Raw genomic sequence first — 26,178 nt, forward strand, 5'->3', positions numbered from 1 at the left:
ATTCCTTGAAACATGTGTTTCATATGAAGAGGGAAACAGAAAAATTATTAATGTCGGAAGTGTCGTGTTCCTGTGAAAACCATCGCTAAACCCTGCGCATCAGCAGCCGTGATAACTTCTTCATCACGCATGGAGCCTCCTGGTTGAATAACTGCTGTTGCTCCTGCTTCAGCTACTGCTAATAAACCATCTGCAAAAGGAAAAAATGCATCTGATGCAACAACCGATCCTTTTGTGAGAGTTTCTGTTAAGCCTGCTCTTTGCGCACTTTCTGCTGCTTTACTTGCAGCAATTTTTGCTGAATCGATGCGGCTCATTTGTCCGGCTCCAATTCCAACTGTTGCGCTATTTTTCGCGTACACAATAGCATTTGATTTAACGTGTTTTGCTACACGAAAAGCAAACTGAAGATCACGCATTTCATCTTGAGTTGGTGCCCGCTTTGTCACTACTTGCAATTTAAGATCATCAACCACCACGTTATCACGCGATTGCACTAAAATGCCTCCTGCAAGTGTTTTCGCAAGAAGTCCTCCACAGCGTGGATCAGGAACTCCACCTGTAATGAGCAAACGAAGATTTTTTTTCTTGGCAATAATTTCACGTGCCGCCATTGTGGCATCAGGAGCAATAATCACTTCTGTGAAAATTTTAACAATCTCTTCAGCACATTCCTCATCAAGGGTTTGATTTAAAGCAACAATTCCACCAAATGCCGATACATTATCACACATAAGAGCTTTCAAATAAGCTTCTTTCAAATTTTCTCCTTCCGCAACACCACAAGGATTGGCATGTTTAATAAGAGCGACAGCAGCGGTTTTTTGCGGATCAAATTCTGCCACAAGCTCAAAGGCTGCATCTGTATCATTCAGATTGTTATAAGAAAGCGCTTTGCCTTGTAAAAGTTTTGCTGTTGCAATACCAAAACGTTTTTCATTATTGCGATAAAATGCTGCCTGTTGATGTGGATTTTCCCCATAGCGCATAACACTTTCAAGATGACCAGAAAAACTCTGCCACGATGGAATTTCAATTTTTAAATCCCGTGCAAACCACGATGCTATTGCCGTATCATAAGCAGCGGTGTGTGCATAAGCGCGCATTGCTAGCTGATGACGCATAGATAAGCTTAAACATCCATTATGCTGTTTTAATTCAGCTAGAATCGAATCATAATCTTTTATCGCTGTTACAACACCAGTATAAGCATAATTTTTTGCCGCGGCGCGAATCATCGCCGGTCCACCGATATCAATATTTTCAAGAATTGTTTGCCCATCGGCTCCTGATAGGATCGTCTCTTCAAACGGATAAAGATTCACCACCAAAAGATCAATTCCATGAATGCTGTTCTTTTCCATAGCTTCTCTATGGCTAGGATCTTCTCTTACCCCTAATAAAGCACCATGAATCAAAGGATGGAGTGTTTTCACACGCCCATCCATTATTTCAGGAAATCCGGTAACTTCAGCAACATCTTTTACGGGTAAACCAGCTGCTATGAGGGTTTTGGCTGTTCCTCCTGTTGAGATCAATTCAACATTGTAAGTAGTGTGAAGGGCTTGTGCAAAAGCAACCACACCCGTTTTATCAGACACAGAAAAGAGAACACGACGAACCCGATGAAGATCAGGTATGGGAAAATTTTTGGCAACAACACCCATAACAGAAGCCTTAAAAATGAAAGAGTTAAAATTCTAGCAAAAGAAGCTTATATATTTATAGCATAAGCCTTTAGCAAAATACACTGAAAGGATAAACTGTCTTTTTAGAATATGGGATGCCTCACCTTTTTCTATTATCCTGTAAAAACCTCTTATTTAAGGTGTGGTGATAGGTATAAAAGTCTCATCGAGACATTAAATGTTTTTTGTTGCTTATAACTCAACATCTTATCTTCATAGCAGTTTTGAAACAAAAAACGCCTCCGTATGTTCTCTGCTACATTAGCTTTTATACTAGATGAAGACGAAAGTATTGCGTATATCAATTGGAGTAATCTCTGAAGTGGGAAACAATCTAATGAGGCAAGAATATCAAATTATAAAGGCAAAAATGAGTGCTTATCCTTTCTATCATTTTTAAATTTGGCTTTATGTTTTTCAAAAGCGTTTATGACAATTTTTTTAAGAGTGAAGATAATGCATTGCTTCACATTTTTGGGCATTACATTTTTAATGAATTAACCCTCGTTTTATGATGGTTTTTTAAAGAGTATCTCGTAAATCTTTTGTGGATGGTATAAAGATCTATTGTATGCTTATGATCTTTGCTTAACAAAGGCGCAGGTTAGTAGCGTTTATTTTCTTTATCAGTTTTCAAGATTCTAAAAATTTTTGTTACTTGAGATGGAAGAGGTCTTTTTTAATTTTTTTGCCGTAGCAGAAAAAGAAAAGCTCCTAACACACCAGCCGCTAAAATAAACCACGTGATTGCATAAACGAGATGATTATTTCGAAAATGGATAATCGTAAGACCAGTGACGGGAAGGTTTGTTTGTGGAGATGTTTTTCTGGCATCAATGAAATAAGGGGCAACAGTGGACAAATCAAGTTTTTGTGCCATAGCGGGGAGATCGCGCGTATACCACAAATTTTTGTCAGGATTATTTTTACGCGGGAAAAATCCATTTTTTTCACTCATGCGCAATAAACCTATAATCGTTGTTTGTTCTGTGTCCGTGGTCGAATTTCGCTGAGATGAGGCATTTGTATACGATTGCTCTGAGTTTTGAAAATTGTTACGTTCATCCATGGGGATAAAGCCACGGTTGATAAAAATCAGTGTATTATCAGCAGTCTGTAAAGGAGTCAAAACCCAATAGCCTGTAGTATTTTGAGCGGCAGCAGTGACTAAAATATTTTTATCTGTTAAAAATTTTCCTGTGATAACAACAGGTTGATATTCATATTTTTCAAAAGTAACATCTGACCATTGATTTTTTTGGGGGGCTTTTATGGGGGGCAAATGAATGCGCTGATTGGCACTGGTGATAAGATTTGTTTTCCAGCTTAACCGTTGTACTTGCCATATACCTAATGCGCTGAAGAGAAGAAAAAAACAAATACATAAAGTTCCAAACAAAAAAGAAGAAAAACAGCAAGAATTTCCCTGAAGCTTTGTCATGGGGGGCTCTTTTTTGCTCATGATTTATGCTTCCTTTCGGGACAATAGGCTTTTATTCTAACATAGTATGTATTTAAAAAAAACGTTTTGTACGCTTTTTGGCAGAATTTGCACGCCTTAATTGAGAAAAAGATGAAGAATAAGCCCGTAAGAGATGAAAAAGGTTTTATAAAAGACTTGACCTTTTGTTGTCGACCCCCTATTAGAAAGAAACTTCCCAATGATGCCCGTTCAAGGTTGCATTGTGCGTGTTTTGCGTTCATTGTGTCTTTTGGGTATGGGAATTTGAAAGTTTCTTAGAGTTTAAGGGTGAAGTTTATGTCTCGTGCATGTGAATTGACAGGGAAGACGGTTCTGTATGGTAATAATGTTAGCCATGCAAATAATAAGACTCGGCGTCGTTTTTTACCAAATCTTTGCAATGTGACATTGATTTCAGAAGTGTTACAGCAAAGTTACCGCTTGCGCATTTCAGCAAGTGCGTTGCGTTCTGTTGAGCATCGTGGTGGTCTTGATGCTTTTTTGGTCAAAGCAGACGATAAAGAGTTGTCGCAACGTGCGCGTTTGCTAAAACGACAAATCATTAAGAAAAAAGCTGAGCAAGGAGATGGGCAAAAGGCTGAACAAGCAGCGTAATTGTTAGCGCCATTCTTTTTGGTTTATTGACGCTTTCATTCCGGTTTTCTGTTCTGAAAGTTAAGTTTTTTCAGGTTGATCGTTTTATTTTATTGGTTCCGTATTCTAGGTTGAAAAAATGCCCCCAAGCAGTCCTTTACGAGAACAGCAAAAGAAGAGGTATATTGTTTTTTCTATTTTAGCAATGTGCCTTGCTGTCACTGCTTCTAATATTTTTGTTCAATATCCTGTCTATTGGTTTGATTTAAATGAGCTGTTGACTTATGGGGCTTTTACCTATCCATTTGCTTTTCTGATCAATGATTTGACCAATCGTTTTTATGGTCCATCTGCTGCGCGGCGTGTGGTTTATGCTGGTTTTTTTGCAGGGGTCTTTGTTTCTTGGATATTGGCAACACCACGGCTTGCACTTGCTTCTAGTTTTGCATTTTTATTTGGGCAACTCCTTGATATTGTTGTTTTTACTCCTTTACGACGTAAAACATGGTGGAAAGCACCTTTAGCAGCAGCGTTGGTTGGTTCGGCTTTGGATACAGTGCTGTTTTTTGCTCTTGCTTTTTCTAGCTCTTTTGCTTTTCTTGATAAGATAACAGGCTATGCTGATAGTTCACTGGTGGAGAGTACTGTTTTGGGAGGGGTAGGCATGCCAGTTTGGCTCTCGCTTGCTTTTGGTGATTTTTCGGTAAAAATTATTATGAGCCTGTTTATGTTGATTCCTTATGGAACAATTCTTAATATTGTAAAACTTCCTCTTTATCAAAGTCATTCAAAGGATGATTCTTCTTTTGTTTGTAACAAATAATGATCTTTGTTCTTTTGTTTTGCTAAAGAAAAGAAGGTTGTGTGTTATGTCTTCTAAGGGCAGAATTTGAGCGGATTTATAAGAAGTATTTTGATTCTTTTCTCAAGTGGTGTTTATCCATACATCATCTATACTTATAATGTGTAGGGAAGCGGTTTTGACTGATTCAGTATGAGATAAAGGCATCTTATCAGTATTAAAAACAGATAATAAAGCTCTTATAAAGGACCCAAAATGTCTTGTTAAGAATTGTGATTTCTTCCTTAGGATTATTGGAGCTATAAGAAACTTGGTTCTTATAAAGTAAAAAACATTTCGATATACATTTGGGTAGTATATAAATAGAAAAATAAATACCAATGGTATCAAGTCCTTTTTGACGGTTTTAATACTGGTATTTATAATTATTTTAGGAACAAATGTTTGTGCAGATATGTTAATGAATTTATCATTTGTTATAATGCGATCTCTGTAGAATTTGGCAAACGCTTCGAGTATTTATTTTAGATAATTGTAGGTTAGAAAATGCGATACTTGGAGCTGACAATATGAACAAAATGATAAATAAAAGAGATCATACAAAGGCTTTATTTGATAATTTGGTCTTAACTTCCTTGAAAAAACAGAGAGAGACTAGGGAGTTACCCATTGTCAAATCACCTCTTCGTTATCCGGGAGGGAAAAGTCGCGCTGTTCCTATGATTATTAATAACTATATAAGGAAACAGAAAACTTTATGTTCTCCTTTTGTAGGAGGTGGTTCAATTGAATTAACCTTAGCAAAAAGAGGAACAAGGGTTTATGCTTATGATGCTTTTAAGCCGCTTGTTATTTTTTGGCAGATGCTTTTGAAAGATGCTTCAGCTCTTGCAGAAAAAGTGAGAGAATATGAAGATATGACTCCCGTAATGTTTTATAATCTCCAAAAAACTTTTGGGAATATTAAAAATCAATTAGAGATTGCTGCCGTTTTTTTTGTTCTTAATCGCTCTTCTTTTTCCGGAACAACACTTTCTGGCGGTATGTCTCCAGGACACCCCCGATTCAATTATCGTTCTATTGAACGGCTTAAAGATTTTAAGATTGAAAATTTTACAGTGGAACACAGAGATTTTACAGAAAGTATTCCTAAACACTTTAACGATTTTCTTTATTGTGATCCTCCATATCTTATTAATCAAAAACTTTACGGTCAAAAAGGCGATAAACATAATTCCTTTGATCATCAAGCTCTTGCTGAACTTTTGAGAAAGCATCACAGATGGGTTTTATCTTATAATGATTGTGTGGAGGTTAGAGAACTTTATAAAGGACATACAATACTTAATCCTGAATGGACTTACGGTATGGGAAACAATAAAAAATCAAATGAACTCGTAATTTTGAGTAAGGATCTTTAGGAAATTGCATGAATCAGGTAGAAAATGGAAAAGCCTTTGAATATGCTTTGGCTATGGGGTTTAAAAAAGCAACAAAGGCTTCTATAGAGTTTAATTCGTCCTTTCAAATAGCGGAGTCTTTTTATAATTTATTTAATGATACTGAAAAAAGGCTTTTAAATCTTGCTTCTATTGAAGCAGCTGTTTTCTTACAGTTACATGATAAAAATATTAGAAACACGAAAACTATTGTTCTTCAGGAAGATTCTGTTGGGATCAAAGGAGATGTCCGTGATATTATTTTAAAAGTTCCTGAAAATCCTATTGGTATTTCTGCAAAACATAATCATAGCGCTATCAAACATCCTCGCCTTTCCAGTAAAATAGATTTTGGTAAAGAATGGACAGGCTATCCGTGTAGCAGCGTTTATTTTAATGAAGTTAGACCTATTTTTGATTATTTAGCAGAGCTTAGAGATAAGAAGATGTTTTTTAGAGATATAGAGGATAAAGACAGCAGAGTTTATCTTCCAATACTAGAAGCTTTTTCTAAAGAACTTCAAAGGCTTTGTTTAGATTATCAAGATAAATTTGTGAAGCTATTGTTTCAGTATGTTATAGGTTCTTATGATTTTTATAAAATTATGATAGATACAAGATCTAAACAAAAACGGGTAATTATTCAGTCTTTTAATTTGAATGGCACTCTGGGATATGGTCGTAAATGGAAAATTCCAAGCAAAATTTTATCAGTTGCACTAAAACCAGAAAGTAAAAACAAACTCGTTATAATTTTTGAAGATGGTTGGAGCATTTCTTTTAGAATTCATAATGCATCCAGTAAAGTAGAATCTTCTTTAAAGTTCGATATTCAATTTGTGGGATTATCTTCTTAGGTTGTTAGTCATCAAATTCCGATGGTTTAATGATAGAGATAATTTTTTAAAATGGAGCTGTTGGCTGTTTCAAGGCAGATTTATTTCTTATGAATATGAGGCTTTTTATCACTAAAAAGTATTTCTAATTGTTTTGTTATGGCGTTGGCGAGTTCTTCAGCATTCATAATTGTTACAGCACGTTGATAATAACGTGTGACGTCATGACCAATTCCAATGGCAATGAGTTCGATGGGGGAGTGTGTTTGGATTTTTTGAATCACTGCGCGTAAGTGTTTTTCTAGATAATTGCTGGAGTTGACCGATAGTGTCGAATCATCAACAGGAGCACCATCAGAAATGACCATGAGGATGCGACGTTGTTCACGCCGCGATAAAAGACGTTGATGAGCCCAAATTAAAGCTTCTCCGTCGATATTTTCTTTTAATAATCCTTCTTGCATCATCAAGCCTAAATTGCGTCGTGCACGACGCCATGGGGTATCAGCACTTTTATAGATGATATGGCATAAATCATTGAGGCGTCCAGGATTATGGAGTTTGTTTTGGGTAAGCCATTGTTCGCGCGATTTTCCTCCTTTCCAAGTTTTAGTGGTAAAACCTAAAATTTCAACTTTGACACCACAACGTTCAAGAGTTTGTGCCAAAATATCAGCACAACTTGCGGCAACGCTAATGGGGCGTCCGCGCATTGAGCCAGAATTATCAATGAGAAGTGAAACAACCGTGTCTCGAAATTGGGTGTTGCTTTCCATTTTAAAAGAAAGGGGTTGCATGGGGTCAATAATTAGACGTGGAAGCCGTGCTGTATCAAGATATCCTTCTTCAAGGTCAAAGTTCCAGTTGCGATTTTGTTGCGCCATCAAGCGGCGCTGGAGACGGTTTGCTAAACGGCCAACGATGTTTTGAAGATGATTGATTTGCTTATCAAGATAACGGCGTAAGTGATCTAACTCGTTTTCAGAACAAAAATCTGTTGCTTCCAAAATTTCATCAAATTGACGGGTGAAGATTTTATAATTACCAAGTCTTTCCATTTGTTCCGAATCGGAAAAAAGGCGTTTGGCTCTGCTCGGCTTTTCTTGCCAAGGTTCATTTTTTTGTTCGCCGTCAGCTTGATCATTGTTGTTTGATTGTGTCGCTTGTGTTTTGCCGTCGTCTTGCACATCACTTTCTTGTTCAGTGCTGGTTTGTTCTTCACTTTGAGCGTATTTTTTATTTTTACCCTCTTCTTTTGCTTGGTCTTGAGGTTCACATTCGTTTTTTAATTTTTTATTGTTTTCACTGTTAGAAGCTTTAGCTTGTTGCACTGTCATTTTGAGTGTAGCAAGCATTTGGCGAACAATCTGTGCAAAAGCTTGTTGGTTGTAAATATGATGTGAGAGTTCATTGAGTTCTGCTGCTGCTTTTTGTTCGAGTTCTTGACGCCACAATTCTAAGACAGGACCTACTTCTTTTGGAGCTGTGCGCTTTGTTATTTTTTCACGCAATAAAAGTGCAATCGCTTCTTGGATGGGGGCTTCACTTTGGTTGCTAATTTTATGATAATGGGCTCTTTTATATTTATCGGCGAGCATGATATCAAGATTTTTTGCAAGCCCCTCCATGGCTAAAGTGCCAATTGCTTCAACACGTGTTTGTTCGAGGGCATCAAAGACAGCACGTGCTTCTGATTCTAGTGGAGCAAATTGCATGTGAATACGGTTATCATGCCATGCTTTGCGTAGAGCCATGGAATCACCTAATCCGCGGGTAATGGTGATGTCTTTATTCGTTGCGTATTGAGGTAAGTCTGGTAAACGCGCACAACTTTCGCTTAAAGATGGTCGATTATGACTAAAGGAAACTTCAAGGTTGTTTGTGCCTGCAATTGCACGCATACAGATGGAAAGTGCTTTTTTAAAAGCTTCAGCATTAAGAGTGTTGTTGGAAGAGTCCTTTGCCAGATTTTTGTTGTCGCCAATGTTGGTAGCCATGAGTGACAGATTCCTTAAGGCGAAACACCATGAACGAGTGATTCGGGAAGTTCTTGTCCAAAGGCGCGTTGATAAAATTCTGCAACAGTGGCACGTTCGAGTTCATCACATTTATTGAGAAAGGTTAATCGGAAGGCAAAGCCGACATCTTGAAAAATTGTTGTATTTTCTGCCCAAGTAATGACGGTACGTGGACTCATGACAGTTGAAAGATCTCCATTGATAAAAGATTGTCGTACCATATCAGCAACATGAACCATTTGTGAAATTGTCTTTTTTCCCTCAGCTGTTTGAAAAGATTTGACCTTTGAACAAATGATATTAACCTCTTTATCATGGGGCAAATAATTGAGTATCGCAACAATAGACCAGCGGTCCATTTGAGCTTGATTGATCTGTTGGGTACCATGATAGAGACCGGTTGTATCACCAAGACCAATGGTGTTTGCTGTTGCAAAAAGACGAAAGGCTGGATGTGGAGAGATGACACGGCTTTGATCAAGTAAGCTTAGTTTTCCAGAGGTTTCAAGAACGCGTTGGATGACAAACATAACATCGGGACGCCCAGCGTCATATTCGTCGAAAACAAGAGCAATATTATTTTGATAAGCCCATGGCAAAATGCCTTCTTTAAATTCAGTGATTTGTAAGCCATCTTTTAAAACGATAGCGTCTTTTCCTACAAGATCGATACGACTTACATGACTATCGAGATTAATGCGGACACAAGGCCAGTTGAGGCGTGCAGCAACTTGTTCAATATGCGTTGATTTTCCTGTACCGTGATAGCCAGAAATCATTACACGACGGTTAAAGGTAAAACCTGCGAGAATCGCTAAAGTTGTTTGCTGATCAAAAAGATAATTGGGATCAATATCAGGCACATGGGAACTTTTTTTGCTAAAAGCAGGGACTTTCAGATCTGTTTCAATATGAAATAGATTGCGAGCAGAAAGTGTAATATCGGGCAAATTTTCAACGGTAAGATTTGTCATTGTGTTTCTGGAAGGGAGAGGACGCTATTTATTCATTAGAAACGATACAAGAGTTAGAGCATTTATGCAATGCTCTATAATGAGAGCCTTAGATATTGAAGGAAGATTTTTACGTATTCTATAATGTTTTGCAAAAAAAATAGTATCTTGCGCAAATAATGATGGTCTAAATGAAAATAGGCTCATACAAGCGCGCATTTTTAGCACAAACCAGACTTTTTTAGCAAATTATAAGCATGTAAAACATCACGAAAGCGCTCTTCTGAAGCACGATTACCACCATTGGAATCAGGATGGTGCTTTTTTACCAACTCTTTATATTTCATTTTGATGTCTTCTGCTGAAGCGTTTGCCTGTAGTCCCAGTGTATCAAAAGCTTTTGCTTCTAAGGGCTTTAATTTTCGTGAGAAATTATTGCTTGAATGCCGCTCAGTGAAAAGCGTGAAGGGATCGCGCATGCGATTTTGATAGGCAGCTGTTCCAGAGCGAATCTTTGCATAATTAGCGGCTGTTTTTCTCGATGTACCATTGCTCAGATCTGTAGGCCATGTCGGACGATGTCCTGTGAGAGCATCCTTTTGAAATTTTGCAATATCTTTATTGCTAAGACCAGAGAAGTAATTAAAATTTTTATTATAGGCGCGTACGTGTTCAATACAAAAATATAAATACTGTCCTTCGTGATTTCGACCTGCGGGTGCTTTATGGGATCCAGTTTTTTCACAACCTTCCCACTGGCACTGTTGCGCTTCTGGCTCAGCTTTTTGTTTTTTATTTGAGCTTATGCGAATTGAATCGAATAATTTAGATGTTATTGTCATATCCTTGGTTTATGCAAAATTGATTAATTTTACAAGAATTGACTTTTAAAAAATTTATTTTCACACTTAATTTTATTATGAAAAAGGGGTACTTTTGCACGTTCATTTTGTTTGAGGAATGAAAAATGTTTATAGAAACAATAATAAAGAGAAAGCTTCAGGATGCTTTTCATCCGCAAAAGCTTGAAGTGATTAACGAAAGTCATCTTCATGAGGGGCATCGTCATAATGAACATGCTTTTGATGGTAAAGGAGAAACACATTTTCGAGTGAAAATTTTATCTTCTTCTTTTTCCAATATGACACGCGTAGAAATACATCGAGCGATTTATAAAGTTTTGCAAGAAGAGTTAGCTACTTGTGTCCATGCTTTGGCACTTGAGGTTGAAACACTCTGATTTTTTGATGAGACGTTTTTAGGAACGGGGATGGGACTTTTGATAAATTTTTAACAAATGGTCTGTATCGACATGGGTATAGATTTGTGTGGTGGAAAGACTAGCGTGCCCAAGAAGTTCTTGAATCGTGCGCAAATCTCCCCCCCGTGATAAAAGATGGGTGGCAAAAGAATGGCGCAGTGTGTGAGGCGTTGCAGTTTCTGGTAAACCAAGGCTTGCTCGTAAGTTGCGTACAGTTTTCTGAATAATGGCGGGTTGTAGAGGACCGCCTCGCGCTCCGCGAAACATGGGTTGGTTATCTCTTAAAGGATATGGGCAACATTTGAGATAATTTTGTACAGCTTCGTAAACAATTTTGATGAGAGGAACAAGGCGTGTTTTGCCACCTTTTCCTGTGATAAATAAACTTGTTTTTTCAGGATCAGAAAATTGTTCTGGTGTGAGGCTTAAGGCTTCTGATATTCGCATTCCACAGCCATAGAGAAGCATGAGGACAGCCGCATTACGAGCGCTAATCCAAGGTTCATTTTCTAGCTGGTTTTCTTGTTTGACTATGTGAAGTGCTGATTTGATCGCTAAAGGTTTTGGGAGCGATTTTGAGTGTTTGGGGCTTCGGATAAGTTGAGCCGCGGGAACATTGACGATACCTTCGCGTGATAGGTACTTGAAAAAAGAACGTATGCCTGCCACTCCGCGGCTTAAAGAGCGAGCACTTACATTGTTTGTACGCCGATAAGCAAGATAAGCACGCAAGTCACTGATGCGTAAATGAGCAAGATCTGTAAAGGTTGGTATATGGCTTAAGTGTTGACAGAGAAAAGACAAAAATTGCCGTGTATCACGTTCATAGGCTTGCACTGTTTGTGCCGACATACGACGTGTTTGAATGAGACACTCTAACCAACTTTTCCTTGCGTTTAAAATTGCATGGTCTGCTGGAATGAGAGGAATATTTTTATCTTTTCTCTTGTCGTTTTTGATAGGCATTATCTAGTTGAGGGTTTCTTTCTTTTTAGATTTTTCATCGTTAGAATGACCATTCTTGTTTTGGGGTTCCTCTTCACGATTGATAATCTGCTTTTCACCTTTGAGAGAGAGTATTTTTAAAAGATTGTGCGTTGACATCAAATGCGCAAAAATTAATCCTAAAAAGCCATTTTTATGAAGTTTAGCAAGTTGGCTTGCTGATAATTTATTCAATTTTTCTTCATCAACAACCCAAAAATGTTCCAACTGCGCTGAGAGACCTTTATCGTTTTTCACATTGATGGATTTTTGACTTAGAAGATCCATTTCCACAAGAGCATCAATAAACTCAGAGGTTTTCTCCATAGCGATTTTAAAACTTTCAAGAAAACGAATACGTTCTTCCATAAAAGGAGAAATAGAGCCGTCGGAATTAAAAAGTTCTGTTCCTGCAACTTCATTAAACATACCTGACTGTTGATCAAAGCAAACAGAAAGTTCTTTTTCATTACTAATTTGTGCTAGAACAAAAGGATAGCGACGGACAAAAGCAGGGACATAAGTATTGGTTTTCCAACTTTTATCAGAAGCGATATAGTCATTTTCGTCATTAGAAAGACCGACAAGAGCCGCGGATGTGTAGTGCCGTTTTTTTTGTTCATCTTCGGCGCACATAAATAAAATAGGATAGTCTAGTGCTGCTTGAAAATATTCAGTACTTGCTAAAGGAACCCAGTGAGTATCTTTGGCAAAAGACATATCACTCGGAGGAGCAAATTTTAGATTTTTATGGGAAACTTTGTTGATTGGCGTGATATCTTTGTAAAATAGCATAATATTTGCCATAAGACTTTCTCCTTTATTAATTTGTTTTTGTTACCAAGAAAGGTCTTTTAGAAGATTGTCTCATATGGCAACAAGATTGAATAGAAAACTATAAGATTGAAGGGTTCATTTTTGAGAGATAATATCTTTTTCATGAAGTATAATAAAGAAAAGCTTAAAAATAAAGTCTATCTTGCCATTATTGGTATGCCTCATGGTATAAAAGGAGATGTTTTTGTTAAAATTCTAAGTGCTGAGCCACAGCGTTTCAAGTCTTACAGCACTCTTTATGATGATATGGGGCGTTCTTATGAAATTGTAACTCTTCGCATACAAAAAAATAAGGCGATTGTACATTTTAAAGGGGTAGAAAATCGTAATGCGGCTGAGTCTTTAAAAGGTATTCGCCTTTATGTGACGCGTGATCAATTAATTGATGATTTGATGGAGGATGAGTTTTATCAAGTTGATTTAATAGGCTTGAGTGTTCAAGATTGTGGGGAAAAAATCTTAGGTGAAGTGTGTGGTTTCTTTAATTTCGGGGCTGGTGATTTGCTTGAAATACGTTTGAATACGGGTAAAAAAGTTCTTATTCCCTTTAGTAAAGCGGCGGTACCAGAAATTTGTATGGATTCTGGTTTTCTTGTTGTTGATCCCATGGCAGCTGGTTTAAGTGATGGGGGAGACAATGATAAAAAGGAAATAGCTGGAATCTAAAAATAAAGATGAAAAATAACAGACGAATTTCGTCAATAAAAAGTGGAAAAAGTGGAAAGTGTGGAAATATTAAAAATGCACTTTTGAGCAGATATTTTAAGCACTTTATCTCGAGACAGTCCTGAATTTTTAGAGTCTTTTTTAGTGCAAGTATTTAGAAGGATTATATTGAATATGGCGCATATCAAGGAGATTTAATTTAACGCTATAGCGTTAAATATTTTGTTTGTGCTCTTTTTACTATTAAGAGTCTGTTTAAGAAAATTAAGGATGAGAAATAAAATGAAGTTTCAGGCGCGCGTTTTAACCCTTTATCCTGAAATGTTTCCTGGTCTTTTAGGGTATTCTTTAGCAGGGCAAGCTTTAGAGCGCGGAATTTGGTCACTGGAGACGGTACAAATTAGGGATTTTGCTTTGGATAAACATCATAGCGTTGATGATACACCTGCTGGTGGGGGGGCTGGTATGGTGATGCGGGCGGATGTATTGGCGGCTGCTCTTGATTGTTGTCCACAGGATTCGCCAAGATTGTTGATGAGTCCACGTGGGCGCCCTTTTGACCAAGCTTATGCGCATAGCTTGGCGCGTGATACGGGTGTAACGTTAGTTTGTGGACGTTTTGAAGGGGTTGATGAGCGAGTCATAGAAGCACGAGAATTAGAAGAAGTCTCTATTGGTGATTATATTCTTTCAGGGGGTGAAACAGCCGCATTGGTTATCTTGGATGCTGTTATACGTCTTCTGCCTGGAGTGATGGGAAATGCAGCTTCTGCGAAGAGTGAAAGTTTTGAAAATGGCTTGCTGGAACATCCGCAATATACACGTCCTTCTCTTTTCGAAGGGCGGGGTATTCCGCCTGTGTTGCTCTCAGGTCATCACAAAGCGATCGCAGATTGGCGTCAAAGTCAAGCCGAATTGTTAACACGTCAACGTCGCCCTGATCTTTATGCGCGTTATGATAAAAATCATCAGAAAACTTGATTCATATGATAAGGTGGTGTATTGCATGGCTCTCTTTTTAGAGAGTTTTTTATAAAAGGTTTTCTGTAGTTCCAGAATTAAAATGAAGGAATGGTGTATTCGCTCCTGTGTAAGGCATAGCCTAAAGAGCTCCTTATTCTTAATAAAGGCTTTTTTGGTAAGAGTTGAGCGCTCTGACTGTTCGATAAAGAACATGAAGGATAAAAGAAATGAATATTATCGCACAACTTGAAGCTGAACAATGTGCAAAAATTGAAGAAAAGCGCCAATTTCCAGCCTTTCAGCCAGGAGATACAGTCCGTGTCATGGTGCGTGTGACGGAAGGTACGCGGACGCGTGTTCAGGCTTATGAAGGTGTTTGTATTGCGCGTTCAGGCGGTGGGTTGAATGAGACCTTTACAGTACGCAAGATTTCTTATGGTGAAGGGGTGGAACGGGTATTTCCTGTTTATTCTCCGTTAATTGAAGGTGTTGAGCTGGTGCGCCGTGGTAAAGTGCGTCGTGCAAAACTCTATTATCTTCGTGGTTTGAGAGGTAAAGCTGCGCGTATCGCTGAAAAGAGAGATTATCGGAAAAAAGCTGAAAAGGTTGTTGAGAAAGTAGAAGTGGCAGCTGTAAGCACAGATGTTGAAAAGCAAGTTGCTGAGTAGAGATTATATCGGCTAAACTTTATGCAAAAGCGGCTTTTATGCCGCTTATTTGTGTCTTTCGTGATTCGTTTTTCCTTTTAAAAGGCTTAGAGGGGACATAAAAATGTTTAATCTATCAATTTTTGCCTCATTTTATTCTTAATAATGGGTGAATTTAAATATCATTGCATATATCGAGGATACTCAAAAGGATAGGTTTAATCTGAAAAAATTCCTATTTATAATTTGAGAAAAGATGTTAGGCCTTTGACGTGAAGATAAAATTGTATTAGATTAAAGCAAGTTTTGCGGATTATATCCGTGGAGCAATCGGTTTTTTTTATGCGTGACCTTTAATCCGTTATTTGAGACAACCGACCTGTAATATTGGTATCTTAAGATGCTAAATAAGTAAAAACGAGATAATATATTTAGTCGTTTTATGCGAACTTTCTCGTTCATTGCGGTTGCAGTAAAAACCAGGTCAGGATATTTTATGACAGAGACAACTAGGATAAAAGAGCGCCCTCGTTCCCCTCATATAAGTATTTATCGTTGGACAATTACTATGGCTATGTCCATTGCGCATCGCATTACAGGTATAGCACTTTATGTTGGAATGGTCTTTCTTGCTGTTTGGTTAATTGCTATTGCGTGTGGGGAGGAGACATTCAGAACGGTTCACGAGATTTATAGTTCTTGGTTTGGATTGTGTATCTTGTTTCTTTATACTTTGGCAGGGGTTCATCACATGGTTGGTGGTATTCGCCACATTGTTTGGGATATGATGCCTTGCCTTTTGGCAAAAGAAAAGGCAACAGTCACTGCTTGGGCGACAGTGTTTATTTCTTTTATTGTTACTTTTGTAATTTGGATTATTGGATATAGCGTTGTTTAGCTGGGGGTGAAAAGAGATATGAAAAAAGACTTTCGAACGGAACTTGGAAAAGTACGGGGGCGTGGGAGTGCTCATGAAGGAACAGAGCATTTTTGGCTACAGCGTTTGACTGGGCTTGTTAATCTGCCGCTTTTGATATTTTTTATTGTTCTTATTCTTTCGCTTGTAGGCAAGGATTATAGCATTGTGCGTGCACGGCTTGCACATCCTGTTGTGGCTATTTTGATGGGATTAATGACTTTTTCAGTCCTTTATCATATGAAGCTTGGTATGCAAGTGGTAATCGAAGATTATATTCCACGTGAAGGTTTCCGGATATTCTTTTTGACGTTAAATATTTCATTTTGTTTTCTCATAGGTGGTATCATTATTTTTTCTCTTTTGAAAATTGCATTAGGGGGTTAAACAAGTATGGCGGGTACAGGATCATCTCTGGGCGCTAAAGCAGGTAACGCCCCTTATCGCACTGTAGATCATAAATTTGATGTTGTTGTTGTTGGGGCAGGTGGTGCAGGATTACGTGCAACGCTTGGTATGGCGGAACAAGGATTAAAGACAGCTTGTATCACGAAGGTTTTTCCAACTCGCTCGCACACGGTTGCAGCACAAGGGGGGATTGCTGCATCGCTTTCAAATATGGGACCTGATAATTGGCAGTGGCATTTATATGATACCGTGAAAGGTTCTGATTGGTTGGGTGATACCGATGCAATGGAGTATTTGGTGCGTAATGCACCTGCTGCTGTTTACGAATTAGAACATTATGGCGTTCCTTTTTCGCGGACGCAAGAAGGCAAAATTTATCAACGTCCTTTTGGTGGACATACGACACAATTTGGTGAAGGTCCACCTGTTCAACGTACTTGTGCAGCAGCTGATCGTACAGGTCATGCCATTTTGCATACGCTTTATGGACAAAGCTTAAAGCATAATGCGCAATTTTTTATTGAATATTTTGCACTCGATCTCATCATGACGGATGGGGTTTGTACGGGGGTTGTGGCATGGAACCTCGATGATGGTACAATACATCGTTTTTCTGCCAAAATGGTTGTTCTTGCAACCGGTGGTTATGGACGAGCTTATTTTTCCGCGACATCGGCGCATACCTGTACAGGTGATGGTGGTGGAATGATCGCACGTGCTGGATTGCCACTTCAAGATATGGAGTTTGTGCAATTTCACCCTACAGGGATTTACGGTTCTGGCTGCTTAATTACAGAAGGAGCTCGTGGTGAAGGAGGCTATTTAATCAATTCTGAAGGTGAACGCTTTATGGAGCGTTATGCACCCTCCTTTAAGGATTTGGCTTCACGTGACTTGGTTTCGCGTTGTATCACACTTGAAATTCGTGAAGGACGTGGTGTTGGACCTAAGAAGGACCATATTCATTTGGTTCTCAACCATATTGATCCTGCAATCTTGCACGAGCGTTTACCGGGAATTTCGGAATCAGCACGGATTTTTGCGGGTGTGGATGTAACAAAAGAGCCTATCCCCATCTTGCCAACGGTTCATTATAATATGGGTGGGATTCCTACTAATTACTACGGGGAAGTTCTCAACCCAACGGCTGATTCGCCTGATTGTATTCAACCAGGGCTGATGGCGGTAGGAGAAGCAGGATGTGCTTCTGTTCATGGAGCAAATCGCTTGGGGTCAAATTCATTAATTGATCTTGTGGTGTTTGGTCGTGCTGCTGCCATTCGCGCGGGTGAAGTTATTGATCGGAATGCAGAAATTCCACCCATCAATGAAGAAGCTGTTGACGAAATTATAGCGCGTTTTGATCGTTTACGTTTTGCACAAGGGACGATACCGACAGCTCTATTGCGTGAAAAAATGCAACGCACGATGCAAGAAGATGCGGCAGTATTCCGTACAGAAGATTCTTTGCAACAAGGATGTCAACGGATGAATAAAATCTGGGGGGAATTGTCTGACCTCAAAGTTACAGATCGCTCGCTGATATGGAATTCTGATTTGGTTGAAACGTTAGAGCTTGAAAATCTCATGGCGAATGCAATCACGACTGTTCATTCTGCAAAAGCCCGTTTAGAAAGCCGTGGGGCTCATGCTCGTGAAGATTATCCAGAGCGTGATGATAAAAATTGGCGTAAACATACGCTTTCACATTTGTCAAAAGAGGGTAAGGTGACGTTATCATATCGACCTGTCCATGTGGACCCGTTAACATCTGAAGCTGATGGTGGGATCGATTTAAAGCGCATTGCACCTAAAAAACGGGTTTATTAAGGGGAGACACGAATTATGGTACAAATTAAGCTTCCCAAAAACTCTCAAGTAAAACCGGGGAAGGTTTGGCCTAAACCTGAAGGTGCGACAAAACTGACAGAATTTCATGTTTACCGTTGGTCGCCTGATGATGAGAATAATCCTCGTCTGGATACTTATTATGTAGATCGTTCTGCTTGTGGTCCAATGATTCTTGATGGGCTTTTGTTTATTAAAAACCATATTGATCCAACTTTGACACTTCGTCGATCTTGCCGTGAGGGCATCTGTGGTTCATGTGCGATGAATATTGATGGAACCAATACATTGGCTTGTACCAAAGGTATGGATGATGTAAAACACCCCATTAAAGTCTATCCTTTGCCTTCCATGCCGGTTGTTAAAGATTTGGTTCCTGACTTGAAGCGCTTTTATGCGCAACACCGAGTCATTGAGCCTTGGTTGCAAACAGTTTCTCCTGAACCTGCAAAAGAATGGTTACAAAGTCACTCTGATCGCCAAAAAATCGATGGCCTTTATGAGTGTATTTTGTGTGCGTGTTGTCAGACTTCATGTCCAAGTTATTGGTGGAACGGTGATCGTTATTTGGGCCCTGCTGTTTTGCTTCAAGCTTATCGCTGGATTGCGGATTCACGTGATGAGATGTGTGGTGAACGTCTTGATAATTTAGAAGATCCTTTCCGCCTTTATCGTTGCCATACGATTATGAATTGTGCGCAAACTTGTCCAAAGGGATTAAATCCAGCGAAAGCGATTGCTGAAATTAAAAAACTTATGGTTGAACGCCGCCTTTGAAAATTTACTGATTGATGAAAATAAAGCGTAAGGTAGAAAGTTGGATCTCCTTTTAGCAATTAAATCTCTAAAGAAGATTGGCTGTTTATAAGGGCGCAGTAGCTATAATTATTCTAAAAGCGAAGTAATCCCTAAAAATTAAGCAATCCTTGCAATGGCTGAGCAGAAAACTCATAGTTGAATATTATCTTTGAAAATTGGCCGATTAACGAACAGTAAAAAGAAAAATAGAAAATTGTGCGTGTTTTTTGCGCTTCTTGAGGTTTAGTCTCTAAAATTTATTGGCTCCTATGAAGCAGTTAGTATAGTTATTATTGCATTTAAAAAGGCATTAGTTGTTCGGATAAATTATACTTTAAATAGCGTTCTATGTAAAAATAATAAAATTAATATGCCATGTGTTTTTATTTTTATTAAATTCGCATCAGAATTTTTATTTTAATGCAGATTCAATTAATCATTTTTTATAAAAAGATAACTCTGTATAAATAGAGCACAAAAAATAAATGCTGATACGAATATTATAACGCATGTAAATTATTCAAATGAAATACAAAGGAGTGGTCATTATGATAGTTCGTCATTTTACGACACATTTATTATAATATCGAAAACATTGCTAATATTCAGAGATTAGAAATTTTTGGTAACATCATTTATATATTTAAAGAGTATATTTTTTATTTTAAAGATTGGATTGTTAATAGCATTAAAAAAACAAAATTTATAGTTCTCAAAATGGAGAACGTAAAATTCCTATCTATTGTAGAGATAGACCATACAGTTAAGGGGGCAGTAATTTAAAATTATTGCAACGTCATAGATTTAAATTCATTAAAGAGCAGATAAGACGTTTGAAAAAATATCAAATTTATAGGTTTTTCTAAAAATTTAGAAAACGGTAGTGAGAATTCTCAGAACACCTGTTGCGAATGTAAAATAAGGGATGTTTATAGGTTTGTTTGAGTTGAAAGAATTCAATCATCAAAGAAAATATGTTGTATTTTGATGAGTTTCGTAGGCTTTGATTTTATATGTTTTTATCTATAAAAAATAGAGATTTCTAGGTTTAGATCGTATTTATAATGTTAGGGGATTTCATTTTTCCTTGTATATATGCTTAAGAAAGTTGTTTAAGCAGTAAAAGTGTTTTTTATTTTATTTTTCGGCATAAAAGATATTTCTTAACATGAAAGAGAGGTATCCAAGTATTAACGGTATAATCGGTCATTGTTTTGGTATTTATTCTGTTGTGCCGTAAAACATTATCGTATTTAGGATGTGGTAATTAAAGTGGTTAGAAGGTGAAATCTGCTAGGCGAGGAGGCGAATAATTTGCAGATCAGTGCGTACTAAGAAGCTTCGTCCTTTGAGGTGCGATAGGTGGAGTCTGTTAGCCAATTACGTAAACTAGAGCGAAATCTACATGGACAGGTTTTTAGTCTAATCTCTCTTATATATTGTGATAGGAAATTCATGTTAATAAGGACCACGACTGGTTGCAGAAAAAAGAAATCATTGCGAAAAAACAAGCGTGCTTGTTTTAAAATTTTTAATGCTTCTGATCATAAGGGTACGTGAAAATTCTTATAGTATCATGCAGATCTTTCATATTCTCGAGTCAAGAATTGTTCATATATCCCCTTCAATTTAATTTTCACGAATTGATGCAAGAGATGGGTACGAAACCTGTAAGAATAAGCAAACGCAAAGCCAGTTGTATCATTATTGTTGCTTTGCAGAGTGTTTGATAAAATCTGGAACATTTCTCCAATTTATTGCCAGTTTATTAATGATTTTATGGCGTTTTTTTCTAAAAGAGTTTTTGCTGTTGCAGCTTTTATCTACCAGATGGGAGTTAAGAATATTAGGTATCTTTCTGTTGGTGTAATCTCTGAAACTGGTATACAGTCTCCTAATTTAGGGAGAATATGAAGCTGTAAAGATGTAAATCAGTTTCCGTTTTTGCCTTTATTTTTTAGTTCAGTTTTATGACTTTCAAAGAGCCTAGAGTAATTTCTTTTAAGTAATAGAGATTAGGCATTGTTTCACGCTTTTGTTTCTCTCGTTAATAAGATCACAACCCTTATCAAAACAGAACGCCCCAAACAAAATACACTTGGCTGGTCAGTTTGCGCGCTTGTTTTAAAGAAACCTTTCTTTCAGGTGCCCAAGCTCATTTTACGATAGAGCTCGTGGATGGTATAATGGTAAAGCCCCGATGAACAATATAAAATTTATAGAGCATCTCCATTTTACACTTCATAAAAGCGCAAGCTGGGCGCCATTAGACACTTTTCAAACTCCCAATGTTACGAACATTTTGACATTTGGGATGGTTTATAAGAGGCATTTTTAGTGCTTTTTTATACAGTTTCATTCTACATAGCTTTATTTACTTGGAATGTGCAAGAGACATGCAATGAGAGAATCCTACGGTACTAAGATCTTTTATCTAACACGCAAAATAATGAACACTCTTTATAAATCAATGTGATGCATCTTAAGAAGTGGGATTTTAAATCTGTGCTTTTAGGAATTTTCTCTTTTTGAGGAGCAGAGAAGAGGGAAGGAATATTTAGAGTAGAGCTTACCTGTGTAGTTTATGGATATCGTCTTGAGGAGGGGGACATAGGCTATGTGATATGGTTAGCAGAGCTTGCTTAGAAAAATTTAGTTGTTTCTGCCAGCCGGAGGTTAAGAATCTTTCGTCGTTCGAAGAAGACGTTGATATGCTACTATATTTTTTATTACCAAATGGAATGTGGTTTGTAGATGCTAAATCGAAATGATGGTTTATTTCGTATGAGGTTTTCCGTATCTGGAGATTGTTTGGCTAAAAAACATATTTATTAATCACTTGAAAATGGCACTTAGAATTTTTAAACGATAAGTTTTGATCTTGATGACGATAATCATTTGTGATGATCGAAAGCATCTATTTTACAAAGCTATCATTGATAGACAAATCAAAATTTATTTTTTTCTTTTTTGCATCAAACATACTTTTTCAAAAGATAAATGGAAAGAATGATCAAAGGTAAGAGAATAGAGAGAGCCTTATGTATAATTTGGTTTTCTCGTAAAGTTGTTGTCTATTAACTTTTTTCTTTTTTTATTCATGAAGAGTGTAGAAAGTGCATTGGAGAAGCAAAGAGAATAGGGAAAGTTAAATAAATAACCGTAACAATTAGTTACGGCTATTTTTTGTTTGCATCATATTACTGATGAGAGGAAGCTCCCTTTAAGCGATTTTTGATTTGGCAAAAATCGGGTCGTAAAAGACTTCAGAGAGTTTTCTATCTTTAAAGAACAACACTACGTCAACTGTTGTATAGAGAACGATTTTTATCATCTCTAACTCGAGTTGCCGGCCAACTTCTGATCTTTTAATCAAGGTGGCACATCGTTCAAATGTCTGCAAAGCGCTGTTGGCATGCGTTGTCGTAATCGATCCTGGATGACCAGTGTTGAGTGAATTGAGATATTCCCATGCCTCATTGCCTCGCAATTCAGCGAGAAAAATTCGGTCGGGTGACTGACGCATACACGCATCTAGGCATTCTTCAGCTGAAACACGGCCTACATTGTTACCATAGATCATATGCACATGATTGGGATGATTGGGTAGAAAAAGCTCATGAACATCTTCAATTGTGATAATACGCTCCTCTACAGGAACCTTTTCAATTAAAGAGCGAGCAAATGTTGTTTTACCAGATCCTGTCTTGCCTGCAATAATAATGTTGCGTTTATGAAGGACGCATTCTTGTAAAAATTCAAGAATCTTTCCATCACGTTTATGTTGCAAGAGTTCAACTTCAAATGGTTCCAACCTTGTGAAGTCCTGCTTCGATAACAAGCTATTGGCTTCTTTTTTTGAAGGTTTGTTAAAACTTACATCGGAGAAATCATCAAATGCACCTTCTTCTTTGAGTTCTTCTAACGTCTTAACTATAAGAGAATGTTTACGAATCACAAAGGAAAGAGCACCATCAACGACAGCTGGCGTTTGTATAATTGTACCACGTTGTCCACCAGGCAATAGCACATAATTAATACTTCTGGGAGCCATACCGTTATAAACGATAATAGCTGTAATGAGCGTTTGCAAAAAATTGGTTGTTAACTCTGGTACGCTATGTACTTGCCAACCCTTAAAGCTTTTCGTCCATACTTCACAGGGGCGGCAAATAGATAATTCAGTGATCGTGGGATCTTCTAAGAAACAATCAAGCGGTTGTAGAAGCTGAGAAACAGCTTGATCTTTCTGTATCGGGTTAACGTGTGACAAGACTGTAGACATCGCTGAAATCCAGATCACGAGCAACAAAAATATTTACTCGTTCGCCTTGGTTTTTGTAAAGTGTTGGTGTGATATTGATGGAATTTTGAATAAAATCGATTGCTATAGATTCAGCATCATGATTACCTTTATTTTGTGAGTTCTCTTTATTTTCTTTGCTGCTTTTACTAACTTTGCTTCTTACCCATTCTCCTAAATCACCGATAATGCTTACCATAATTGCACTACCAAATCTCTCCCAAAAGTGTCTGTCAACCCAGCCACCAATACCCGCTTCCCCCAGAGGACCCGTGCCTGGTGAGTCAAGATTGACAACAACACCAGAAGGTGTTTCGATGCGTAACCACTGCACAAACACACGCGTTTGTCCTTGTTGCATGCCACTTTGGTAAAAACCAACGACTTTAGAACCACGGTCAAGCAAAACAACTCGACCACTTGTGGAATAAATATCGCGTGTTAAATGACACGTCGTCATTCCGGGTTGTGATGTAATGATTTTTGTTTCTAACGTGCAATCTATTTGCGTTCCTTGCGTAATCAAAAAGTCACGGTTACGAAGTTGCATCGCATGTGATTGACCTAAACGCACGGGTTGAAGGTTATCAAATAATGCGCCATTACTTCTATCATTATTCGATGCTTTATTACTTGTATCTGTAGATCCTTCGCTACCACCGCTGTTAAGGCTAGAACTAAGCATACGTTTGCGTGCTAATTCTTCAGAATCTTGGAGCATATGTGGAGGAATGGCTGTTTGAAGAAGCTTACTCAAGGCCGGTGGAATATCTAGGCTTGAATCTTCTATTTGTGTTGATTTCTCTGCTTCTTCTATAGGCTTTGGCTCTTCTATAATCCGAGGGACGTAGTTTGGTATAATTTGCTGCACTATTTGTTGTGGGTTTTCTTCCTCAACTTCCGCGGTATTATGCATTTTAAAAGCTTTCCAAGTCAAGGCAATCGGTATCGCTACTATGACAATAAGTCCTACCATTAACAATGCACGGGCACCTGGAATTGTTGGACGACGCTCAGAACCTAGTTCCGACCCTCCATAGGTACCTTCAATATGTTTTTGCTCGACGTTATCGAGTTTTGTACTTTTTCCCTCTCCTTCCTTATTGTCAAACATCATTTTCCTCCTTTATTGATACGATAAACCACCGAAGATACTGTCCCTGTTGTGTTTGGTACGCCATTGGGGTCATAGGCTTCATTAAAAACAGCTAGAGCACGTTTACCAAGTCGTATGAGCCATTTAGGATTGACCTTATGAACGGCGATAATATCATTAGAACTGCCGATAACGGTGCGTGGTATTAAGCTTTCATTTCCTTCAGCATCTACAACATAAATCGATGGCATATCCATGTTAGCGGGAAATTTGAAGTAAGTAATACGCCCATTGTCCCAAGCATTTATCGGAGCAATATCTTGGTGACCGCTCATGGTATAACTGAGATTATAGCCGTTGACGCTTTGGTGAAAACCACGCTCAACCGCAAGGCGTCGGTTGTTTTCTTCTGACTTTCCATCATTTGAATCGGGATAATGGAAAGCTAATTCATATGTTGATCCCGCACGGTCATTACGAAATTGTAGTCGGAATTTGTAACTCCGTTTGTCAGTTACAACGATGAGATTGGTATTAGCGAGTTCTGCTTTTGGTTTAATAAAAATATGCCGCCCTTTATGAGCAAAGGCATAGGCTTCCGAATCGCCAAAGGCATGAGTGATATACTGTTCACCTTCTTCAAGAATAATATGTGTTGCTACACCAAGAACTGTTTCAATTTGAACCACATCGGCTTCGTTATATGTTATATAGCGAATGCGGTGATCATATTGTGAATTTGATGGGCTTTTGAGTGCCTGCACAGGTACTGTATAAAGAGAAGAAAATGAAGACAATAGAACAACGAATGCAAGTTTTTTCATAACAATCAATTCCTTAATCATTCAACAGGACTTCCGGGTCAGAACGGTAACTTGTCACTTGAAAACCAAGGGGGTTAAGCAATCGATCAGATGATTTCATAGGTGCACCAACATAGGTGTAACCAATTGTTGCAATTTGATGTTGTTTTGGTCCAGTAGCAACACCGTTGCTGTCATGTTGCTGCGTTGTAAAACGTACAGTTGCTTGACCAAGCCCATTAGGCTGGATTGATCGTACTTTTACAGCGATACGTGCTTTGTTGGAAAGCACTTTGTCTCGTGCATTTTCTCCATCATAGATTTTATAATATTCTTGTTGAACAGATGCCGCACTTAAAAGTGCTGTTGTGTCATAGTTCAGTTGAACGGTATCGTAGTCGTAAGTCTCGCGGTTAAGCACATATTGGTTTAACCAATATCTGTCTACAACTTCACCATAGCTGGTCTCGTGTTCACGCATGATTGAGATAACATCAACTGCACCTGTCGTATTATCAACGCGCAATACTAAAGGTGTTGGAGCTGGTTGAGAAAATCCAACGACTCCACATATCATACCGAATAAACCAAAAAGACCAACAGTACTCGCTACACGCCATGCCGTTCTGCGCGATCTTATAAATTCATTTATAAGATCGCGTTCTAAACCACGGCTTTCTTCATAATAGCTTCTAAGTTGTTCGGCTTTCACTGGTTTTGCTTGTTTTGTTTTCATATGGCTCCTCGCTTAATTTCGGCCGGGATTGTTTTATTAATGGGTACGCGGTTCCAGTTATTTGGTTGCTTTAGCTTTGGTGCTAATGCACAAGCTGATAAAAGGTTTGCAATCAAAATC

The 26,178-nt window shown here is 38.1% G+C and carries 24 protein-coding genes; 12 read left to right on the forward strand and 12 right to left on the reverse strand.

Annotation, left to right across the window (positions count from 1 at the left end; genetic code table 11):
• Positions 1 to 47: 47 nt before the first annotated feature.
• Both purH and PVV60_RS03950 read right to left on the reverse strand, forming a co-directional pair.
• Positions 48 to 1,667 (reverse strand): bifunctional phosphoribosylaminoimidazolecarboxamide formyltransferase/IMP cyclohydrolase, encoded by a 1,620-nt coding sequence (purH, locus tag PVV60_RS03945; protein WP_273723266.1) that lies wholly within the window; start codon positions 1,665 to 1,667, stop codon positions 48 to 50.
• 700 nt (positions 1,668 to 2,367) lie between these two features.
• Positions 2,368 to 3,150 (reverse strand): SURF1 family protein, encoded by a 783-nt coding sequence (locus PVV60_RS03950; RefSeq protein ID WP_273723268.1) that lies wholly within the window; start codon positions 3,148 to 3,150, stop codon positions 2,368 to 2,370.
• Between the two features lie 297 nt (positions 3,151 to 3,447).
• Here PVV60_RS03950 and rpmB point away from each other — a divergent pair, with 297 nt between their 5' ends.
• From rpmB to PVV60_RS03970, 4 genes are all read left to right on the forward strand, one after another.
• Positions 3,448 to 3,765: a 50S ribosomal protein L28 gene (rpmB, locus tag PVV60_RS03955; RefSeq protein WP_273723269.1), complete on the forward strand. Its 318-nt coding sequence runs from the start codon at positions 3,448 to 3,450 to the stop codon at positions 3,763 to 3,765.
• Between the two features lie 118 nt (positions 3,766 to 3,883).
• Positions 3,884 to 4,567, forward strand: a complete 684-nt coding sequence (locus PVV60_RS03960) for a VUT family protein (protein ID WP_273723271.1) — start codon at positions 3,884 to 3,886, stop codon at positions 4,565 to 4,567.
• Between the two features lie 548 nt (positions 4,568 to 5,115).
• Positions 5,116 to 5,967, forward strand: a complete 852-nt coding sequence (locus PVV60_RS03965) for a DNA adenine methylase (RefSeq protein WP_273723273.1) — start codon at positions 5,116 to 5,118, stop codon at positions 5,965 to 5,967.
• 8 nt (positions 5,968 to 5,975) lie between these two features.
• Entirely contained in the window at positions 5,976 to 6,842 is an 867-nt protein-coding gene (locus PVV60_RS03970) for a HaeIII family restriction endonuclease (RefSeq protein WP_273723274.1), read from the forward strand.
• An 80-nt stretch (positions 6,843 to 6,922) separates the two neighbouring features.
• On the opposite strand, the gene cobT is transcribed toward PVV60_RS03970, so the two are convergent.
• From cobT to PVV60_RS03985, 3 genes are all read right to left on the reverse strand, one after another.
• A complete protein-coding gene (cobT, locus tag PVV60_RS03975) occupies positions 6,923 to 8,818 on the reverse strand; it encodes a cobaltochelatase subunit CobT (RefSeq protein WP_273723275.1) in 1,896 nt (631 codons plus the stop codon).
• A 14-nt stretch (positions 8,819 to 8,832) separates the two neighbouring features.
• Positions 8,833 to 9,813, reverse strand: a complete 981-nt coding sequence (gene cobS, locus PVV60_RS03980; protein ID WP_273723277.1) for a cobaltochelatase subunit CobS — start codon at positions 9,811 to 9,813, stop codon at positions 8,833 to 8,835.
• A gap of 200 nt (positions 9,814 to 10,013) precedes the next feature.
• Positions 10,014 to 10,634, reverse strand: a complete 621-nt coding sequence (locus tag PVV60_RS03985) for a J domain-containing protein (protein WP_273723279.1) — start codon at positions 10,632 to 10,634, stop codon at positions 10,014 to 10,016.
• A 125-nt stretch (positions 10,635 to 10,759) separates the two neighbouring features.
• Here PVV60_RS03985 and PVV60_RS03990 point away from each other — a divergent pair, with 125 nt between their 5' ends.
• Complete coding sequence (locus PVV60_RS03990) at positions 10,760 to 11,032, forward strand: BolA family transcriptional regulator (RefSeq protein WP_273723281.1); 273 nt, start codon at positions 10,760 to 10,762, stop codon at positions 11,030 to 11,032.
• An 18-nt stretch (positions 11,033 to 11,050) separates the two neighbouring features.
• Here PVV60_RS03990 and PVV60_RS03995 read toward each other — a convergent pair whose 3' ends face one another.
• Together PVV60_RS03995 and PVV60_RS04000 are read right to left on the reverse strand one after the other, a co-directional pair.
• Positions 11,051 to 12,019 (reverse strand): tyrosine recombinase XerC, encoded by a 969-nt coding sequence (locus tag PVV60_RS03995; protein WP_273723282.1) that lies wholly within the window; start codon positions 12,017 to 12,019, stop codon positions 11,051 to 11,053.
• A 3-nt stretch (positions 12,020 to 12,022) separates the two neighbouring features.
• Positions 12,023 to 12,844 carry a SapC family protein gene (locus tag PVV60_RS04000; RefSeq protein WP_273723284.1) on the reverse strand — a complete coding sequence of 274 codons (822 nt, stop codon included), beginning with the start codon at positions 12,842 to 12,844 and terminating at the stop codon, positions 12,023 to 12,025.
• Between the two features lie 132 nt (positions 12,845 to 12,976).
• Between PVV60_RS04000 and rimM the strand changes: the two genes are divergently transcribed.
• The 7 genes from rimM (at position 12,977) to PVV60_RS04035 (ending at position 19,099) form a co-directional block, all read left to right on the forward strand.
• A complete protein-coding gene (gene rimM / locus PVV60_RS04005) occupies positions 12,977 to 13,540 on the forward strand; it encodes a ribosome maturation factor RimM (protein WP_273723285.1) in 564 nt (187 codons plus the stop codon).
• Between the two features lie 282 nt (positions 13,541 to 13,822).
• The gene (trmD, locus tag PVV60_RS04010) at positions 13,823 to 14,521 is read left to right on the forward strand and encodes a tRNA (guanosine(37)-N1)-methyltransferase TrmD (protein ID WP_273723287.1); all 699 of its coding nucleotides are present in this window, start codon (positions 13,823 to 13,825) and stop codon (positions 14,519 to 14,521) included.
• Positions 14,522 to 14,730: 209 nt separating this feature from the next.
• Positions 14,731 to 15,171, forward strand: a complete 441-nt coding sequence (gene rplS / locus PVV60_RS04015) for a 50S ribosomal protein L19 (protein WP_273723289.1) — start codon at positions 14,731 to 14,733, stop codon at positions 15,169 to 15,171.
• 475 nt (positions 15,172 to 15,646) lie between these two features.
• Positions 15,647 to 16,048 (forward strand): succinate dehydrogenase, cytochrome b556 subunit, encoded by a 402-nt coding sequence (sdhC, locus tag PVV60_RS04020; RefSeq protein ID WP_273723291.1) that lies wholly within the window; start codon positions 15,647 to 15,649, stop codon positions 16,046 to 16,048.
• Positions 16,049 to 16,066: 18 nt separating this feature from the next.
• Entirely contained in the window at positions 16,067 to 16,453 is a 387-nt protein-coding gene (gene sdhD / locus PVV60_RS04025; RefSeq protein ID WP_273723293.1) for a succinate dehydrogenase, hydrophobic membrane anchor protein, read from the forward strand.
• 6 nt (positions 16,454 to 16,459) lie between these two features.
• Positions 16,460 to 18,304 carry a succinate dehydrogenase flavoprotein subunit gene (sdhA, locus tag PVV60_RS04030; RefSeq protein WP_273723295.1) on the forward strand — a complete coding sequence of 615 codons (1,845 nt, stop codon included), beginning with the start codon at positions 16,460 to 16,462 and terminating at the stop codon, positions 18,302 to 18,304.
• 15 nt (positions 18,305 to 18,319) lie between these two features.
• A complete protein-coding gene (locus tag PVV60_RS04035) occupies positions 18,320 to 19,099 on the forward strand; it encodes a succinate dehydrogenase iron-sulfur subunit (RefSeq protein ID WP_273723297.1) in 780 nt (259 codons plus the stop codon).
• Between the two features lie 3,244 nt (positions 19,100 to 22,343).
• Here the strand turns inward: PVV60_RS04035 and virB11 are convergent.
• The 5 genes from virB11 to PVV60_RS04060 are packed head-to-tail and all read right to left on the reverse strand — an operon-like array spanning position 22,344 to position 26,177.
• Complete coding sequence (virB11, locus tag PVV60_RS04040) at positions 22,344 to 23,405, reverse strand: P-type DNA transfer ATPase VirB11 (RefSeq protein WP_273723299.1); 1,062 nt, start codon at positions 23,403 to 23,405, stop codon at positions 22,344 to 22,346.
• Entirely contained in the window at positions 23,380 to 24,537 is a 1,158-nt protein-coding gene (virB10, locus tag PVV60_RS04045; RefSeq protein ID WP_273723301.1) for a type IV secretion system protein VirB10, read from the reverse strand. The genes virB11 and virB10 overlap by 26 nt, the downstream gene beginning before the upstream one ends.
• Positions 24,537 to 25,343: a P-type conjugative transfer protein VirB9 gene (gene virB9, locus PVV60_RS04050; RefSeq protein ID WP_273723303.1), complete on the reverse strand. Its 807-nt coding sequence runs from the start codon at positions 25,341 to 25,343 to the stop codon at positions 24,537 to 24,539. Before virB9 ends, virB10 begins: the two co-directional genes overlap by 1 nt.
• 13 nt (positions 25,344 to 25,356) lie before the next feature.
• A complete protein-coding gene (locus PVV60_RS04055) occupies positions 25,357 to 26,058 on the reverse strand; it encodes a virB8 family protein (protein WP_273723305.1) in 702 nt (233 codons plus the stop codon).
• Positions 26,055 to 26,177: a TrwH protein gene (locus PVV60_RS04060; protein WP_273723311.1), complete on the reverse strand. Its 123-nt coding sequence runs from the start codon at positions 26,175 to 26,177 to the stop codon at positions 26,055 to 26,057. The genes PVV60_RS04055 and PVV60_RS04060 overlap by 4 nt, the downstream gene beginning before the upstream one ends.
• Position 26,178 lies beyond the last annotated feature (1 nt).

It is taken from the genome of Bartonella sp. AU18XJBT (assembly GCF_028618595.1).
Taxonomy (GTDB): domain Bacteria; phylum Pseudomonadota; class Alphaproteobacteria; order Rhizobiales; family Rhizobiaceae; genus Bartonella.

Excerpts from the sequence above, each read along its gene's own strand:
- purH (WP_273723266.1), bottom strand. The coding sequence starts at position 1,667 with ATGGGTGTTGTTGCCAAAAATTTTCCCATACCTGATCTTCATCGGGTT.
- PVV60_RS03950 (WP_273723268.1), bottom strand. The coding sequence starts at position 3,150 with ATGAGCAAAAAAGAGCCCCCCATGACAAAGCTTCAGGGAAATTCTTGC.
- rpmB (WP_273723269.1), top strand. The coding sequence starts at position 3,448 with ATGTCTCGTGCATGTGAATTGACAGGGAAGACGGTTCTGTATGGTAAT.
- PVV60_RS03960 (WP_273723271.1), top strand. The coding sequence starts at position 3,884 with ATGCCCCCAAGCAGTCCTTTACGAGAACAGCAAAAGAAGAGGTATATT.
- PVV60_RS03965 (WP_273723273.1), top strand. The coding sequence starts at position 5,116 with ATGAACAAAATGATAAATAAAAGAGATCATACAAAGGCTTTATTTGAT.
- PVV60_RS03970 (WP_273723274.1), top strand. The coding sequence starts at position 5,976 with ATGAATCAGGTAGAAAATGGAAAAGCCTTTGAATATGCTTTGGCTATG.
- cobT (WP_273723275.1), bottom strand. The coding sequence starts at position 8,818 with ATGGCTACCAACATTGGCGACAACAAAAATCTGGCAAAGGACTCTTCC.
- cobS (WP_273723277.1), bottom strand. The coding sequence starts at position 9,813 with ATGACAAATCTTACCGTTGAAAATTTGCCCGATATTACACTTTCTGCT.
- PVV60_RS03985 (WP_273723279.1), bottom strand. The coding sequence starts at position 10,634 with ATGACAATAACATCTAAATTATTCGATTCAATTCGCATAAGCTCAAAT.
- PVV60_RS03990 (WP_273723281.1), top strand. The coding sequence starts at position 10,760 with ATGTTTATAGAAACAATAATAAAGAGAAAGCTTCAGGATGCTTTTCAT.
- PVV60_RS03995 (WP_273723282.1), bottom strand. The coding sequence starts at position 12,019 with ATGCCTATCAAAAACGACAAGAGAAAAGATAAAAATATTCCTCTCATT.
- PVV60_RS04000 (WP_273723284.1), bottom strand. The coding sequence starts at position 12,844 with ATGGCAAATATTATGCTATTTTACAAAGATATCACGCCAATCAACAAA.
- rimM (WP_273723285.1), top strand. The coding sequence starts at position 12,977 with ATGAAGTATAATAAAGAAAAGCTTAAAAATAAAGTCTATCTTGCCATT.
- trmD (WP_273723287.1), top strand. The coding sequence starts at position 13,823 with ATGAAGTTTCAGGCGCGCGTTTTAACCCTTTATCCTGAAATGTTTCCT.
- rplS (WP_273723289.1), top strand. The coding sequence starts at position 14,731 with ATGAATATTATCGCACAACTTGAAGCTGAACAATGTGCAAAAATTGAA.
- sdhC (WP_273723291.1), top strand. The coding sequence starts at position 15,647 with ATGACAGAGACAACTAGGATAAAAGAGCGCCCTCGTTCCCCTCATATA.
- sdhD (WP_273723293.1), top strand. The coding sequence starts at position 16,067 with ATGAAAAAAGACTTTCGAACGGAACTTGGAAAAGTACGGGGGCGTGGG.
- sdhA (WP_273723295.1), top strand. The coding sequence starts at position 16,460 with ATGGCGGGTACAGGATCATCTCTGGGCGCTAAAGCAGGTAACGCCCCT.
- PVV60_RS04035 (WP_273723297.1), top strand. The coding sequence starts at position 18,320 with ATGGTACAAATTAAGCTTCCCAAAAACTCTCAAGTAAAACCGGGGAAG.
- virB11 (WP_273723299.1), bottom strand. The coding sequence starts at position 23,405 with ATGTCTACAGTCTTGTCACACGTTAACCCGATACAGAAAGATCAAGCT.
- virB10 (WP_273723301.1), bottom strand. The coding sequence starts at position 24,537 with ATGTTTGACAATAAGGAAGGAGAGGGAAAAAGTACAAAACTCGATAAC.
- virB9 (WP_273723303.1), bottom strand. The coding sequence starts at position 25,343 with ATGAAAAAACTTGCATTCGTTGTTCTATTGTCTTCATTTTCTTCTCTT.
- PVV60_RS04055 (WP_273723305.1), bottom strand. The coding sequence starts at position 26,058 with ATGAAAACAAAACAAGCAAAACCAGTGAAAGCCGAACAACTTAGAAGC.